At 36.2% G+C, this 15,935-nt stretch carries 10 protein-coding genes and 1 pseudogene; 7 read left to right on the plus strand and 4 right to left on the minus strand.

What is annotated here, in order from left to right:
- Nucleotides 1–117 precede the first annotated feature (117 nt).
- Nucleotides 118–861, minus strand: coding sequence for an SDR family NAD(P)-dependent oxidoreductase (locus tag GHD25_RS05195; protein ID WP_164215312.1), 744 nt, complete (start codon nucleotides 859–861; stop codon nucleotides 118–120).
- A gap of 866 nt (nucleotides 862–1,727) precedes the next feature.
- Between GHD25_RS05195 and GHD25_RS20145 the strand changes: the two are divergent.
- A pseudogene (locus tag GHD25_RS20145) lies at nucleotides 1,728–1,951 on the plus strand (ATP-binding protein); the annotation flags it as partial.
- A 1,108-nt stretch (nucleotides 1,952–3,059) separates the two neighbouring features.
- On the opposite strand, the gene GHD25_RS05205 reads toward GHD25_RS20145, so the two are convergent.
- Both GHD25_RS05205 and GHD25_RS05210 read right to left on the minus strand, forming a co-directional pair.
- Nucleotides 3,060–5,141 (minus strand): ATP-dependent helicase, encoded by a 2,082-nt coding sequence (locus tag GHD25_RS05205; protein WP_164215313.1) that lies wholly within the window; start codon nucleotides 5,139–5,141, stop codon nucleotides 3,060–3,062.
- A gap of 2 nt (nucleotides 5,142–5,143) precedes the next feature.
- Nucleotides 5,144–7,234 carry an AAA family ATPase gene (locus GHD25_RS05210; RefSeq protein WP_240452223.1) on the minus strand — a complete coding sequence of 697 codons (2,091 nt, stop codon included), beginning with the start codon at nucleotides 7,232–7,234 and terminating at the stop codon, nucleotides 5,144–5,146.
- A 641-nt stretch (nucleotides 7,235–7,875) separates the two neighbouring features.
- On the opposite strand from GHD25_RS05210, the gene GHD25_RS05215 reads away from it, so the two are divergent.
- Nucleotides 7,876–10,332, plus strand: coding sequence for a M14 family zinc carboxypeptidase (locus GHD25_RS05215; protein WP_164215314.1), 2,457 nt, complete (start codon nucleotides 7,876–7,878; stop codon nucleotides 10,330–10,332).
- A gap of 326 nt (nucleotides 10,333–10,658) precedes the next feature.
- Here GHD25_RS05215 and GHD25_RS05220 read toward each other — a convergent pair whose 3' ends face one another.
- Nucleotides 10,659–11,408 (minus strand): DeoR/GlpR family DNA-binding transcription regulator, encoded by a 750-nt coding sequence (locus GHD25_RS05220; RefSeq protein ID WP_164215315.1) that lies wholly within the window; start codon nucleotides 11,406–11,408, stop codon nucleotides 10,659–10,661.
- 163 nt (nucleotides 11,409–11,571) lie between these two features.
- Between GHD25_RS05220 and GHD25_RS05225 the strand changes: the two genes are divergently transcribed.
- The 5 genes from GHD25_RS05225 to GHD25_RS05245 are packed head-to-tail and all read left to right on the plus strand — an operon-like array spanning nucleotide 11,572 to nucleotide 15,873.
- Nucleotides 11,572–12,276, plus strand: a complete 705-nt coding sequence (locus GHD25_RS05225) for a ribulose-phosphate 3-epimerase (protein WP_164215316.1) — start codon at nucleotides 11,572–11,574, stop codon at nucleotides 12,274–12,276.
- A gap of 1 nt (nucleotide 12,277) precedes the next feature.
- Nucleotides 12,278–12,838: a 6-phospho-3-hexuloisomerase gene (gene hxlB, locus GHD25_RS05230; RefSeq protein WP_164215317.1), complete on the plus strand. Its 561-nt coding sequence runs from the start codon at nucleotides 12,278–12,280 to the stop codon at nucleotides 12,836–12,838.
- 42 nt (nucleotides 12,839–12,880) lie between these two features.
- Complete coding sequence (locus GHD25_RS05235) at nucleotides 12,881–14,062, plus strand: mannitol-1-phosphate 5-dehydrogenase (protein ID WP_164215318.1); 1,182 nt, start codon at nucleotides 12,881–12,883, stop codon at nucleotides 14,060–14,062.
- Nucleotides 14,063–14,068: 6 nt separating this feature from the next.
- Nucleotides 14,069–14,518, plus strand: a complete 450-nt coding sequence (locus tag GHD25_RS05240) for a PTS sugar transporter subunit IIA (protein ID WP_164215319.1) — start codon at nucleotides 14,069–14,071, stop codon at nucleotides 14,516–14,518.
- A 53-nt stretch (nucleotides 14,519–14,571) separates the two neighbouring features.
- Nucleotides 14,572–15,873 carry a PTS mannitol transporter subunit IICB gene (locus GHD25_RS05245; protein WP_205601331.1) on the plus strand — a complete coding sequence of 434 codons (1,302 nt, stop codon included), beginning with the start codon at nucleotides 14,572–14,574 and terminating at the stop codon, nucleotides 15,871–15,873.
- The last annotated feature ends 62 nt before the right edge of the window (nucleotides 15,874–15,935 follow it).

Consider the following 15,935-nt stretch of genomic DNA (forward strand, 5'->3'; position numbering starts at 1 on the left):
ATTCATGCCTGTCTCCGCCTATGATCATTAGTCAAAGGCTCCCGTCCCCGTATTAATCCCAACAAAAAAACTACCCAATGAACTTGCATCAGGTAGTTTAAAGTATAGATATAGATATTACAATTGAGCCAACATACCGCCATCAATAATAAACTCGGAAGCATTACAATAACTTGCTTCATCTGACGCTAAAAATAACACTAAATTGGTTACTTCTTCCGGTGTCGCTAATCGTTTTAAAGGCACATTTTCTTTTAATGCATCCATCACTTTTTTGGTTTCTTCGTCTTCCGCCATCGGAGTTTGAATCAGTCCCGGATGGACAGAATTCACTCGGATATTATCCGGCGCGAAGTCTAATGCAGCCGCTTTTGTCATACCTCTTACAGCAAACTTGGAAGCTGTGTAAGCACTTGTATTAGGACTACTGTTGATACCGGCAGATGAAGAAATGTTTATGATGGATCCCCCGTTCGCCTTTTTCATAGAAGGATATACATACTGCATGCCTAGGAAAACGCCGTCCTGGTTAATTTTAATTGTTTTTTGGTATTCTTCAAATGGCGTTTCCTGCGTATTACCAGGGATACTGATTCCAGCATTATTCACTAAAATATTAATAGGTCCAAACTTTTCTTCCGTTTCCTTAACTAAGTTCTCCCAACTTGCTGCATCAGAAACGTCCAATTTCATGTAAGCAGCCTGTCCCCCAAGTTCACTCGCTAAAGCATTCCCGGGATCTTCAGCCAAATCAGCAATAACTACTTTCGCACCTTCCTGAACGAATCTTCTTACATGACTGGCCCCCATACCTCCTGCTCCACCAGTAACAATGGCAACTTTATTATCTAATCTACCCATATTATATCATCCTTTTCTTTGTTTATATTTAATTCATATATTTTTAATTACAATTAAATTTTAAGGGTTATATGACAGATTGTCAATTAATTGGTTTTATGGCAGGTGATCTGAGCCACTGAGAATGGGGGAATCCTCGTGGGAATTCCAACTATTACACGCATCAAATGGTGCTATAGGAATTTTTTATCTCTATGCTGGAAAAATGAGTATGCTGCGTTCTTAAATATTGAAAGCGGGTTGAGCTATGCCGTGATTTAATTGAGTACAGCGCGGTCAGATTTAAATCGTCAGTTTATAAAGAAGGTTAAAAGCCCAACCAACTTTCCCTGTATGAATTATTATGGCAATTACGTCCATTTTTATTCACTTGGGTGTATTGTTTAATGCATAATAAAAGTTAAGAGTATTGCAATCAAAATGTTAGAAGGTTGCATAAAAAGAATGGCTTGCCAGCCCCTTCAAAATACCCTACCGTTATTGGTGTCTAATCAATGGTGGGAGAGTGAAAGGATGCCAGGAGTGTTTTCTTGAAGGACTCAAAGTGCTCTTTAAACAAGCGGGATTTGTCCCTAGAAAGCTTCGTTTAGATAATCTTTCAGCAGCGGTCGTGAAGGCAAGAAGCCGTGGTCAAGAAACTATTTTCACTGATGCCTTTCAACGTGTTGCGAGTCATTATGGATTTGACCTGCAAGTTGCAACCCAAGAAAAGGCAATGAAAAGGGACACATGGAAAATAAAGTGGGGTATGTGCGTTATAACTTTTTACTCCATCTCCAGTTATTAAGGATTTAGCGCACTTACGTGAATTATTATTTGAAAAGTGTAAAAAAGATTATCGACGTTTGCATTATAAAAGGGTATCGTTAGAGACGGAAGCAAGAGATCTTCTTGAAATCGTAGAAGCACGCCATCAGAATGGTTCTACGATATTTTGTTCTCAATTCGATCCTAGAGGATGGCATGAAAAAATTGGTGAAGGTACCTTGGCAGACGCGATACTAGACAGAATAGTACAGATTCTTACAACATACTGATTGACGGTACAGTCTCCATGAGAGAGCGTAACGGACTGGCGGCAACAAGATGATCCCAGAGGAAGTAGAGCTTCGTATAGCAAGATATTTCTTCCACAATTTTACCAGATGAAATAATGTAGGAAGTGGAAGATAAACTCTTAGCAGTGTGTATATGGGAGGATGAAAAGCATTTAGATCATGATGAACTCGTTAACTGGGCACTTGATATTATCAATAAACAACTAGACGGAAAACACTTTAAATAAACTTAACAGCCATTGAAAGGTTTCATATTTCAATGGCTGTTTATAAATATCGCTGTCTTTCCCTCTCTTCATTGGTTCACTAATGTCATAGCTGGATCAATATCTTGTCCTAGGTGGGTCAAAAATATGGCAGAGGCGGAACTAACTTATGTCCTTCTTCAGGATAGTGAGAAAACCAGTTTTTATACCTTTTTCAACTGAAACTTGAAGCATGGTACACTCTGTAGTTTTCCCAATCAAGGTTTTCCATCAAGGCATGGCTTTCTACCATTTCACGCAGTTGACAATATAATTCACTGATGACAAGTAACTGCTTGTATACTTATTTCGTCAATAATGAAAACTGCTCTCTTCTTTGAGCTTGAAGATAGTTCTAAGATAGCGTGCAACAACCTGCAGTTGTTTTCCAAATAGGCCTGTGCATCTCTTTTGATTACGCTGCATAGCAGCGGTCAAATGGACCTTTCTAGCACTTTGACGATAGGTACGGGGCTGTTTCTTTTTCCCACGGTACGGTGCATGCAAATACGCGAATTCTACGTTCCAACTTTTCTCGAGTTTCATTTATAACTAGAATTCGTCGGATAGGCAATATCAGCGGCTGTACAAGTCTCATCCCACAGCATCTTCCTTTATTTTCAGGCTGTTGATTGTTAGACTGTTCAGTAACGTCTTCAACTCCTACCAACACAACATTATTCCCTAACCAAAGAACCCACTTTATTCCATAGCTTACCAAAATGAATAAATACTTGTTTAAAAACTGCAGAGATTATCTACAACTCCACAATCCTATACCTTTTTAATTTCTGTGACAGTGATTTTTATGGGCGAATGGAGAAAAACAAGTCTTTACGGTTCTATCTGTTTTACTTAGAAGTGAGCCTTAAATCAAATATACCAAATCCTATATTTATGAATGCACATTTTTTGTAATTTCACTAAATTCAAGTGGCTCTCCAAATATTTCTGTAATGTTATCTTTTATTTCAGCAATATCATCTAGATAGAGTATTCTTAAATTCTTAATAGCTCTTGAGCAAGCAACATATAATAGATTCCTTGCTTTCTCAAATTTAATTAACTCATCATTCTCTAAACCTTCATTATCATAGTGTTTAAAATAAAAATTAAAAAGATCTTTTTGTGTACCAAAATTATTTTCCATTATTATAAGTACATTATTAAATTCCAAACCTTTAGTACTATGGTATGTATGATAATTAATCTTTTCCTTAACGCTAGGATTGTCTTTCTGTATATATTGATACCAGTTTTCATAGCTGCTTATATCAATATCTAATAAATTAGAAATGGCTTCTTCCGCATTCTTGTATTTATCTTCCTTTATATCTGGAAACAAGCTATTTAGTAAGTAATTATAAATCGATTCATAAGTTATACTTTCTATACCCAATGTATTGTCTATAATTTTTCGTAACTTTATGTTTTCATTTTCATTATAGAGTTCTGAGATTGAGATAATGTAGTCACCTAAAGTCGTGCCATTAATTTGTCCTAGTAATTTTATAACCTCTTGTAATTCAACAAAAGTCATTTCTTCATAAAATTGTAAGTCGTCGTAAATTTGTATTATAGGCGTATTCCGTGATTTAAACTTTTCTATAAAATGAATAATGTTATATAAGAATCTGGGAATCTCACCTAGTTTTGTTATGTCATTACTCAACAATTCTGTTGTTAGCTGGTTATAAAGAACTTTATACTTTTCTGTTTTACTTAACTGTTCATAAATATCACCGAATCCACTATAGGTCGCTGCAGTTCTATGAGTTAAAAAGAAACAATCTAAGGGATTTTCTCCGTCGCAGTTCCACTCTTCTAAATATTTGTTAATAAATGCGTTAACATTATTTCGTACACCATAATAAAATTTTACACTCCCCCCAGTAGAATCATCATATATAGACTCCTGAATAATACTGTCCATTCTAATTTTATTAGTTACATTAATAACTTCTTTACAAGATCTTCGATTAAATGTTTTAATTACAGAGTATAAATTGGAATGAATCTCCCCTAAATTCTTTCCCGTTCCATTTTCATATATACTTTGAACGGCGTCTCCAAAATATCCAATTAAAAACTTACGATTAATCTCACTAGCATATTTGTTTAGAGTACTCATTATCTCTATTACGTTCTTGCTAGTGTCTTGATATTCATCTATTAGAACGTACGGATATTGGTCAATAATGATTTGTTTTACTAAGTCATATTTTTGGATTAGAGTTAATCCATATTCAAGCAAGGTATCATGACTTATCTGCATTTTCTGAAGTCTGTCCCTATTATATTTTGAATTATATATTACCTGATGGAACCCCTTCTCTTTATTCTCAATCATATTTAGACAACCTTCATAGTCAGACATTTTATAAATAGCACTCACTGTTCTTCTGAACTTATCTTTGTTTTTTAGTATATTTGGTATGTCACTTAATATAGGCCCAAATAATTCATCTACCTCTCTAGCCTTAGCAAAATAGACCTTATAGAAATTATCTTTGTTGTCAAGCATAATTTTTTGAAATTGTTCTTTTTTTTCTTTATTCAACTCTCTATATGCTCTAAAATTATCATCCCTGTTTAATTTTTGTTCTAAAAGTGATATTTCCTCATTTAATTTCACTTTATGTATTTCAACTAGTTGAGGTTTATAATCTTTTATAAGATCCCAAATTCTCTCATGAATAGTAGATACTTTTACAAGCTGTGAAGCTCCTAGTCTTTCTCTCAATTCATTTGCAGCAACATTTGTATAAGTAATGCACATTATTTTTTGATTATGTCTAAAGAGGGTATTACCGTATTTGTTAACAATGTATTTTAAGCTTTCAACCAATGCATAGGTTTTCCCTGCCCCTGCACCTGATTGGAACACAAAACTATCAGAACTAGCGATATATGAATTTATATCAATCTGGCTTTCTTCCTCCTCTTGTAGTTTAGCTGGCGATATTTTTGAAAACATTTTTACGTCCCCTCCCCACGAAGCTCTCTAGTTAACCACTTTAAACCATTCGTAATATAACTAGGCAGCATTAATTCATTATCTTTACTGGTAATTAATTCATATAGAATAGTATTTGCAAAATTACTTTTTTCTTTTTCTAATTTATTTTGAAATAAATAGGAATTATCTTTAACCTTATTACGGTCAACTCCTATTTTTGATTCTGTCACTTCTTTATAAATTTGCTTCTTCACGTTTTTCAATATTCTGTTCATAAAATCATTAGCATAGTTTGTAAGAATTAAAGCTTCTTCAAAACTACTTGCATAGTATTCATGTATTTTTTCACTTTGAAATGCTATATACAAGTTTTCTTTTTGAAAGAAAGGTTCAATATCAGTAATAAATTCGGAATCGTTATATTTCTTTATTGTTTCATTTGTCGTTTCTCGCCCTGATAATTCTCTTATTTGCATTAATTTATCTTTTTCATCTTTATTTCTTTTGATGTCTATGTCAGTAATAACTAGTGTAGGTACTTGTAATAACTTTATTAGGTCGTGATAAACAAGTCCGTGTGAACCATCTATATTAAAGATGGTTATATAATATTTATTTAACTCTTTATCATTATCTATAAAATATTTGAGGAGGGTTTCTTCTGTAATACCTTCCACAAAAATGATAGCATCAGCAAAAAATAACTCAGATACTTTATATTTGATGTGCTTCCTCAGGAAATTTAGTTTGTCACTTTCCTCCTTAGATCTCTTGCCTTTACTTTTTACTTTAACCACATTGGCGTCATTAAGTTTTATTACCTGTGTATGAGGGCCTTCAGTAGTTAGATAATTAATATTATTAAATGTATTACCGCTATGTATTTTACTATTAAGGATATGTGATGAGTGTGTTGTGATAATGAGTTGGCTATTTATGTTTTTCTCTTTACCATCTAATAAGGATTTAATAGCTTCATTGATGTTTTTTATAAATAGCTCCTGCATTTGTGGATGCATATAAGTTTCAGGTTCCTCTATTGAGATGATATTTACCATACTATTAAAAGATTTATCCGGATATTTTTCCATATAATCTACTAACTCTGCAATGATCATCATTAAATTAGTGTATCCTAAACCAAATTGATTTTCCGGAATATGTATATTTCCCTCAACATATTCATATCTTACTAGGTTATTCATTATACTTTCTAAGTTTAAATCAGCAGTCAGGGAAAAGCTCAATTTTTCTCTTGACTCTATCTTTGAAAGAGAATCGCTGATTGATGTAGTGTGTTGCATTCTAATTTTTTCTGTGAATGCAGAGTTTGTTTCATCCAGCAATTCCTCAAAATCTTCTTTTTCTCTATCGTCTAATAGCGATTTATAGCGGTATTTAATAATTTTATTAAACGCCTTAGTTAATGAAGTATCTGAGTCAACAATGTTTGCTTTAATTACTGTTATATCAATTAGATTTTTCAGATCATATTTAACTGGATCACCATTTTGTCTATAGTAGTTAACTTCAAAATCAGTTTCTCTTAAAATCTTAATGAAGGAAGTAAACTCCTTATCACTTTCACCTTTCTCTAAAAGTTTAATTACTTCCTGAATGTATAGTTCGGTTTCCTTTATCTCTAATTTAATTGTTATTTCAACTTCCTTCATCTTAGTTATGTTATCTATTATTAAAAATGGCGCAAGATTGCCAAGAAGGTCTTTTGTAAGATTATCCTCAAACCCTATCTTAATTATGAATCTTAAATTTGGTATCTCTACTTTTTCTAACTTATTCGTTGTCGAATAAGTTTCTTTATATCTGTGCAAAATTTCTTTAAGATAAACGAAGTTAAAATCATTAACGTTAAATTTTTTTTCTTTAATTAGTTTCTCTAAAGCCTGGACTACAGTTGTTTTTCCAGAGTTATTTTTTCCAACAATTAAAGTTGTTGTTGGCGCGACATTAATTTCTTCTTCTTTTTGTTCTTTCCTATAGCTAGTTCCGTCAACAAACTCTATAGTATTTTCAGTTGTTCCAAATTTACGAAAGTTATAGATACCAAAACTTTTTAAATACACAAAGTTTCCTCCCTCAATATTAGACATATTCAAATCACTCTTAATCCCTTGAAGTTTAAGAACAATTTATTTTTTAATGTTGCAGCTAAATCTTTATAATACGGAATACAGGGTCTTATAAGTCTTCATTTAATTCAACTTTTAATGTAAGATCGACTTCGTTTGAAATTTACTCAGGTTCCCCGCTGGGTTCTCCTGTATCATAGATTTAGCTTGTACTTCAGCATCATCCAGAGAACCAAATGCGATAAATAAACTTTGTTATACGCTGCTTTCTTAGGGTTTCTTACCCATCCTGCACCTTTCTTGCCATAAATTTAAACTGAGTCCCTAGAATGCCCCAACTATTTCCCCACTCACTAATCCCATTGTACTACACCACTTCTACATTTTTTCACCTTTCGTTCGACAATATACGACAAAATTACTAATTCTTTTTATAATAAAGGAATTCCTGTTATCGAACTAGAAACTATATTATGAAAAGAAAAATAATTCTGCGGAAAGGAGACGTGATATATAAAATATTTTAATAGATTCTATAAATATCTTTAAAAAGGAGTGATAACTTAGATACAAATCTAGTAGGAAGTTTTTTGTTATCTAATCAGAAAGAGATCCTAAATAAGGTTTAGCGGTAAAAAATCAATCAAGGAGGTTACTAGAAAATGTATAAGTTGAAAAATAATTTAACTTTTCGTTTTGCCGTATTGTTTGTGCTGGTTTTAAGCCTATTTGCCGGATCACAAACACAAGTTAGCGGTAACAGTGCTGACCCGCCAACGACCGGGTTTGAGGATCGGGAAGGGGAAAGCAGAACAACGCACGAGGAGGAATTGGCTTTCTTAGAGACGATTTCCAATGCATCAGATCGAATGACTTATTCTATAGTTGGCGAATCAGTGGAAGGACGCCCAATACATCTGGTGAGAGTTGGCTATCCTGAACCACCGTCGGATGAGGCTATTTCAGAGGATAGCAGTATTCTGGTCATTGGTTCACAGCATGGCAACGAACCAGCAGGTCGAGAGATGGCATTACAGTTATTGCGGGATTTGGCATTCACCGAGGATCCAGATCTGCTTGACCAGTTGAGTGATACCACAGTAATGTTTATCCCATCGGCCAATCCTGACGGGATAGAAGCAGACATTCGTGCAAATTCCCTCGGTATTGATCCCAACCGTGATCATATTAACCTGATGGCAACTGAAACTCGGGTGATGGCACAGGTGCTGCAAGACTTCAAGCCGGAAATTACGATTGATGCACATGAAGGGCCAAGTACCCCAAATAATCCCGGACAGATTCCGCGTCTGGAATTATCATGGCCACGTAACCTCAATGTCGATGAAGAACTGCGTGACCTTAATGTGGAAATGATCGAGGATTACGTGTTTCCGGCAATCGAGGCAGCCGGTTATGATACGGACGTCTACGGTTCTCCTGGAGGAGCAGGTGGTGGTGATCAAACCATTATGCGCAATATGTTAGGTCTGCGTCATGGTGTGGCCATGCTGATCGAAACATTCAACTCCACACCGGAAGCGCGGGTTGAACTTCAATTACAGGCTGTGCATGAAGTACTGGAATTTCATCGTGAGCGTCAGGATGATGTTACCGCGGTTGTGACTGAAGCACCGTCACGTAAAGAGGCTGCGGGAGAATCCCAGTCCGATCCGTTCTATTTTGGCGGCGCAGATTGGGATCCGCCAGCTGAAGAGGATATAATCCATCCACATGCTTGCGGATATCTCATCAACAGTGCTCAAGCTGAGCAAATTGAACAGCACATAGAATTGTTTTCATTGGAAACAGAAAAGGTCAGCGAACATGGTGTGTTCGTCAGCATGGCCCAGCCAATGATGACAGTAATCCCATTGCTGCTGGATGAGAGATCGGCATCCAACGAAGTCATTGGAAAGCCATTAAACGATTGCAGTGATCCAGGCTCTGAGGAACCACCGCCATTACCGCCTGAGCCATCACCGCCAGCGCAATACGCTACTGACTTTTCCACCAATGAATTTGGTGAGCAACCAGCAGGATGGACACAGTATTGGCATGACAGCAATTGGACAGTAAAAGAAGATCCGAGACGATTGCACCACTTTGTCGATAATAACGGGAATCGCCGGGCACTGACCTGGGATGAGGTTGGTGATGCGGGTCATGTCAAAGGTGATGTGGAAGTGTCAGGTTTAGTACGTGCCTCAAATACCGGAGACACGCTGCTCCAGATTGCTTTCCACATCTCTGACGATGGTGACACTGAAAACGCCTATTACCTTGATGCCCGTAAGCCAGGCGCTGGGAGCCGGCCAAATCAAGTACGCATTGCTAAATACCAGAACGGGCAGCACAGAGCACTCGCAGGTACTGAATTACCTTTTACTGTGGAGGAGGATACTTGGTATAGAGTGGTACTACAGCGAGAAGGAGACATGCTGCAAGCAAAGATGTGGCCAAATGGAGAAGAAGAACCTGAAGCATGGATGGTACAGACTTATGACACCTCCTTTGATCAAGGAAGAGTTGGTATGAGTCATTTCACATCAGGCGCTGTCAATGAGTGGGCATTCTTTGGTGTCGGTACTGGCGGTGAAGAAGCGCCCCGTCCACCAGCAGACATTCTCGACTCGGACCCAGTGGTGGATAAAACAGATCTTCAGCATCGTGTAGATCACATCTATGCTGCAAATCTGAATGAAGAAGATTACACAGCAGACAGCTGGCAAGCCTTGCAGGATGCATTGTCGCAAGCCAAGGATGTTCTTGATGACCCGGAAGTTACACAAACGACAGTGGACAACGCATTAAGATCGTTGAATAATGCTTTTGACGGTTTAGAGGAATCGATTACTGCGTCCGAAATAAAAGTCCTAGTTGAACAATTCGAGGAAGAAGGAGCGTTCGCTAATGAGGAAGCTCCCCGCGCTCTAACGCTTCACTTAACAGCTATTGGTCATTATGAAAATCAAGAGGAAGCGGAAAAAGTCGTCAGACACTTGGAAGGTGGATTTAAGGATTTGCTTCATTATCAACATGACAATAACCTTATTTCTGATGAGGCATATGACACACTTATGGATCAAGCTGATATATTAATTTTGCAGTGGCAGTAGATTTTTGAAAAGGAAATAAAGCTCCTTAGGCTGAATTCCCCCTGTGACTGGTATTCCTTGTACAGGGGGATCTACCATAACTCCCTTATGTTGTGTTTAATCTCTCCCGTCTCTTCCTCTAAACCTTGCTGTAAAAACAGCTCCATTTCCAAATCATTTCAAGTCTCCCCGTGTACACTCCCAACTTAAGCCGGTTTAGATTTTAATCAGGCGTACAAGTAACATTGCCAACCAACCTTAAGTTCTCAATTTCATACAAACATCTTAATAAAATTAAATAAACGCCCTAACCATCACTGAAGTAACGGGTGTGCGGGCGCTCCTAATCAATCAATAAGAATCACTTCTTCATTTTTATAAATTGATTTAACATCTGAACTAACATTTTCAGTTATGAGATACGTTAATTTGTTCGCAGGGCAAACGATGTGATTGGAGGCAGTATCCAATTTGTCCGAGGTCACCATACCAAGAGTTTCACTTGAAATAGAAGCCATTTTTCGTTTTACTGATGCTTCCGCTAAAGTAGGTACGCTTATTCCAATTTGAGGGTTAATGTTATAAATTCCCATAATATATAAGTCACATCTTATGTTATTCAAATATTCAACAGTATCTATTCCCAAGTTTACCATTGACTGCTTAAATAAAGTTCCGCCAACCATAATCACCTCAATATTTTTATGGTTCCTAAGTGCCGTTGCTATTGGTGGACTATTTGTTATGACATTGGCTTTAAATGTTAAGGGTATTTGATAGACTAAATGTAAGTTTGTTGTTCCCCCATCGATGAGTATTACCATATCTTCTTTTAAGATATCTAATGCTTTATTCGCTAACTTCATCTTAATTTCACTTGAAATATTTTCTCTTACTGAAAAATCAACAACTGGAGGACCTATTCGTAATGCACCGCTGTGCACTCTTTTAATAAGCGCCTGGTTATCTAAATCCTTCAGATCTCTGCGTATCGTATCTTCTGAAACTCCCAATCGTTTACTTAAGTCACTGGCAATTACTTTGTGTTCCTCATTTAGAATTTGCAAAATTCTATCCTGCCGTTCCTTTTTCAACATTGTCATCCCCCCATATTCTAATTTTATTTTACCATAAAACCTAAATACAAGCACAAACATGCATAAAATAATTAAAAAAACGCATAAAAGCACTTTACAAATGCATGAAAGCGCATTACAATTAAATAAGTAAGTAAAAAGACGCATAAAAGGAGGCACAAACATGCATAAAAAGAACATCACAATAGCACCTTCCATTATGTGTGCGGACTTGTGCAATTTAGAAAGCAGTATAAGAGAAATAGAAAAAGAAGGTCTTGACACGCTTCATATAGATCTTATTGATGGCTCATTTAGCCCAAGTATGCCATTGGGAATTGATACAATTAAACAGTTGCGTAAAATAACTGATATGAATTTTGATGTTCATATTATGGCTAATCACAATGAATTTTTTATAGAAGAGATGATCAAAATAGGTGTTCAGCAAATAACTTTTCATATCGAATCAAGCACACATATTGATCGTCACATTCAATTAATAAGAAAAAACGGTATTAAAGCAGGCGTGGCATTGAATCCGGCCACTTCCTTGTCTGTATTGGATTTTGTATTACCTGAATGTGATACTGTCTTGCTTATGCTGATAAACCCAGGTTTCGCAACAGATAAAAATGAGCAAAAAGTGTCTTATGCAACACAAAAAGTAAAAGATTTGTCCAAATTAATTCAAACCAGACAATTAAATACAAATATTGAAGTAGACGGCAGGGTGTCATTAGAATCAATTCCGGATTTAGTGAGCGCTGGTGCAGATATTCTAGTAGCAGGTAGTACGAGTTTGTTTTTAAAAGGTCATAGTCTGGGAGAAAATAAAAAAATGGTAGAAAAAGCTATTGAAGAAGGACTTAGCGGGGAGGTTAAATAAATTGGTCAGTTATTCTGAAGCAGCGAAAAAAATTACTGAAGAATTATCAGCGACATTAAATCAGGTTGATGAAAATGAAATCTATTCATTATTAGAAGAAATAAAAAAGGCGGACAAGGTTTTCTTTGTAGGTGTAGGACGCGTCTTATTATCCTTGAAGGCAATAGCAAAGAGACTTGCACATCTGGGTGTGAAAACATATTTCGTCGGACAAATAACAGAACCGGCAATTACAGAAAAAGATCTGCTAATCGTCGGTTCAGGGAGCGGCGAAACCGCCTTCCCATTAACTATTGCTGAAAAAGCAAAGCAGCACCATGCCACAGTAGCCCATATTGGGACAAATCCCGAGAGCTCTATGAGAGCATATACGGATTGCTTTGTTAAAATCCCTGTAAGCTCAAAATTAAGCTTACCCGGTGAAATAAAGTCTGAACAGCCTATGACTAGTTTATTTGAACAAAGTCTATTATTGCTGGGGGATACATTGGCACTAATGATAATTAAGGAACAAAATATTGATATGAAGGAATTATGGCAGCACCACGCAAATTTAGAATAGGCTGATTAACCAATTAGATTACAATGCAAAGGAGATCTTATTATGCAAGCATTGCATTTTGGTGCTGGTAATATAGGTAAAGGATTAATTGGAAATTTATTAAATAAGACCGGTTATAATGTTTGTTTCGTTGATGTAAATCAGGAAGCAGTGGATTATTTTAATACAAATCAGCAGTACCATATCGAACTATTGGATGAACAGCATACAGTTGAAACCGTGGCTCCGGTTTCTGCCTTAAATAGTGTTACTCAAAAAGAAAAAGTGATAGAAGCAATCGTTCATGCAGATATAATCACTACTTCTGTTGGCATAAATAATCTAGCCGGTATTGCCCCTATCCTATCAAAAGGTCTATTACAGCGAATAAAGGAAAATAAAAATGCAATTGATGTGATTGCAAATGAAAACGCAATTAATGCGAGCACTGCTTTGAAACAGGAAATGGAAAAACACATTTCCGATAGCGAAATAAATGATATTAATACGATAGCAGGTTTTCCAAATTCAGCTATTGACCGTCTTTCTTTATCCGAAACAAGAAATGGAGGTGAAAGAACGCTAGCAGAACCTTATTACGAGTGGATTATTAATAAATCTGAATTGATTAATTTTAAAGTCCCTTATATAAAAGATGCAGTTTATGTGAAAGATTTACAGCCGTATATAGAAAGAAAATTATATATTGTAAATATGGGGCATGCCGCAACAGCTTATATCGGGTTTTTTTCCGGCAATACTACCATTCAAAAAACATTGGAAAATAAAGATATAACGAATTTAATCAGCGGGGCTATGAATGAGGCATCGAAGTATGTGGAAATGAAATTTGGTTTCAAAGATGAGGATTTAGCAGATTTTATTGAACAGACTTTAAAGCGATTTAAAAATAAAAATATAAATGATAAGGTGTTTCGGGTTGGCAGAAACCCGATTAGAAAATTAAGTTTTGATGAACGGTTAGTCAAGCCTGCAAGAGAATTATTTGACTTGGGATATCCCGTTGATCACTTAACCGTTGCAATTGCTGCCGGGTTTTTATTTTATAATTCTGCAGATGATGAATCTGTTATTTTACAGAAATTCATTAACGAACATGGGATTGATAAAGCCATCGATCATTATACTAAAATTAACAACCAAGAACTTAAGAATAAAATAACAGAGAATTATAAACTATTAATGAAGGGTACCGTCCCATTTCCGATCCAGAAAGGAAGATGAAAAATCATGAAGCTCAGTAATTATTTGAAAGGCAATATAAACTTTCTCGATGGTGTCTCCTCCTGGGCAGAATCAATTAAAAAAGCTGCTCAGCCATTAGTGGATAAAGGTTTTATCACCACTCAATATATTCAGGATATGATTGATAACGTTCAGAAGAATGGTCCTTATATCGTAATTGTACCTGGTATTGCCATGCCTCACGCAGAAAATAAAGGTGCAGTCATAAAAACCGGGGTATCGATGTTAAAACTTAATCATCCTGTACTCTACCCGGAGGATAAGGAAGTTTCTATTCTTATTGTATTAGCAGCAGAAGATAGCAATGGTCATTTGGAATTAATTTCTAATCTTTCTTCTATGCTGATCGATGAAGATATTATGGAAAGATTTAAGAAAGCCGAAACAGAAAATGAAGTCATTGAAATTATACAGCAGGCAGAAGAAGAAGAATAGGATTTTGCGTAAGTTATATCATTGGTATTCATTTTAGATGGGAGGAAATAGAAATGGAAGGTACAGAGAATTTAGCATATGAATCAAACAATTCAAATAACCCTAATGGTTCCAACAGGCCATCCTTGCGTGCTAAAGTGCAAGCTGTTGGCGGCTTTCTGACTAATATGGTACTTCCCAATATTGGTGCGTTTATAGCATGGGGGTTACTGACCGCTTTGTTCATACCATCTGGTTGGTTTCCCAATGAAGACCTCGGCTCTATCGTAGACCCAGCGATTAAGTATTTACTTCCCTTAATGTTAGCCATTACAGGAGGAAGAATGATTGCCGGGCAAAGAGGTGCAGTAATGGGTGCTATTGGAGCAATCGGGCTCATTGTTGGTTCTGAAATACCGATGTTCCTTGGTGCCATGATTATTGGTCCTTTAGGTGCCTGGATCATTAAGAAGTTCGACAAATTAATTGAGAATAAAATACCGGCTGGATTTGAAATGATTGTAAATAACTTCTCTATAGGTATTTTAGGATTTATATTAATGGTTATTTCTTTTTATTTCATCGGGCCAGTTATTGAATCTGCAAATAATTTTGTCATCACGGCTATAGAGGCTCTGGTAGCAACTGGATTTTTACCATTACTTTCAATAATTAACGAGCCGGCAAAAGTGTTGTTTTTAAATAATGTTATCGACCAGGGCATATATTACCCTTTAGGTATGCAGGAAACACTTGAAGCAGGCAAATCTATTTACTTTACAGTAGCATCAAACCCGGGAGCAGGCTTAGGTTTACTTTTAGCGTTTAGTCTTTTTGGGAAAAAAGCTGCAAAAAGAACAGCACCTGGTGCCATCGTCATTCACTTCTTCGGTGGTATCCATGAATTATACTTCCCGTATGTGCTGATGAAGCCGTTAACAATACTAGCTATGATTGCCGGCGGGATGTCAGGTATCGCTGTTTTCAGTCTATTTGATGCAGGACTTGTAGCAGGACCAAGTCCGGGTTCTATCTTTTCTTATCTGGCATTAACACCAAGAGGTAATTTCCTGGGAATTATTTTAGGCGTACTAACTGCTGCAGCAGTCTCTTTCATCATTACATCCATTATTTTGAAATTCGATAAAAAAGGAGAAGATGAGGGAGAACTGGAAAGTTCAATAGAAAAATCAAAATCCATGAAATCTGAAGGTAAACAAATCTTAGGCGATGTTAATAATAATGTTGCTGGAAATATCTCCAATACAGCAATTAACAAAATTTCCTTTGTCTGTGATGCAGGGGCCGGAAGCAGCGCCCTTGGTGCAACAACATTTAGAAAGAGGCTAAAAAAAGCTGACATTACAGATATTTGATATGCTCCCCTTAAGGTAGACAGATTAAAAATAAAAATCTGTTTCTATCTTAGGGGGAGTTT

This window comes from Virgibacillus aidingensis, from assembly GCF_010994035.1.
Lineage (GTDB): Bacteria > Bacillota > Bacilli > Bacillales > Amphibacillaceae > Virgibacillus_N.

Excerpts from the sequence above, each read along its gene's own strand:
- GHD25_RS05240 (WP_164215319.1), top strand. The coding sequence starts at position 14,069 with ATGAAGCTCAGTAATTATTTGAAAGGCAATATAAACTTTCTCGATGGT.
- GHD25_RS05205 (WP_164215313.1), bottom strand. The coding sequence starts at position 5,141 with ATGTTTTCAAAAATATCGCCAGCTAAACTACAAGAGGAGGAAGAAAGC.
- GHD25_RS05225 (WP_164215316.1), top strand. The coding sequence starts at position 11,572 with ATGCATAAAAAGAACATCACAATAGCACCTTCCATTATGTGTGCGGAC.
- GHD25_RS05235 (WP_164215318.1), top strand. The coding sequence starts at position 12,881 with ATGCAAGCATTGCATTTTGGTGCTGGTAATATAGGTAAAGGATTAATT.
- GHD25_RS05245 (WP_205601331.1), top strand. The coding sequence starts at position 14,572 with ATGGAAGGTACAGAGAATTTAGCATATGAATCAAACAATTCAAATAAC.
- GHD25_RS05215 (WP_164215314.1), top strand. The coding sequence starts at position 7,876 with ATGTATAAGTTGAAAAATAATTTAACTTTTCGTTTTGCCGTATTGTTT.
- GHD25_RS05220 (WP_164215315.1), bottom strand. The coding sequence starts at position 11,408 with ATGTTGAAAAAGGAACGGCAGGATAGAATTTTGCAAATTCTAAATGAG.
- GHD25_RS05195 (WP_164215312.1), bottom strand. The coding sequence starts at position 861 with ATGGGTAGATTAGATAATAAAGTTGCCATTGTTACTGGTGGAGCAGGA.
- GHD25_RS05210 (WP_240452223.1), bottom strand. The coding sequence starts at position 7,234 with ATGTCTAATATTGAGGGAGGAAACTTTGTGTATTTAAAAAGTTTTGGT.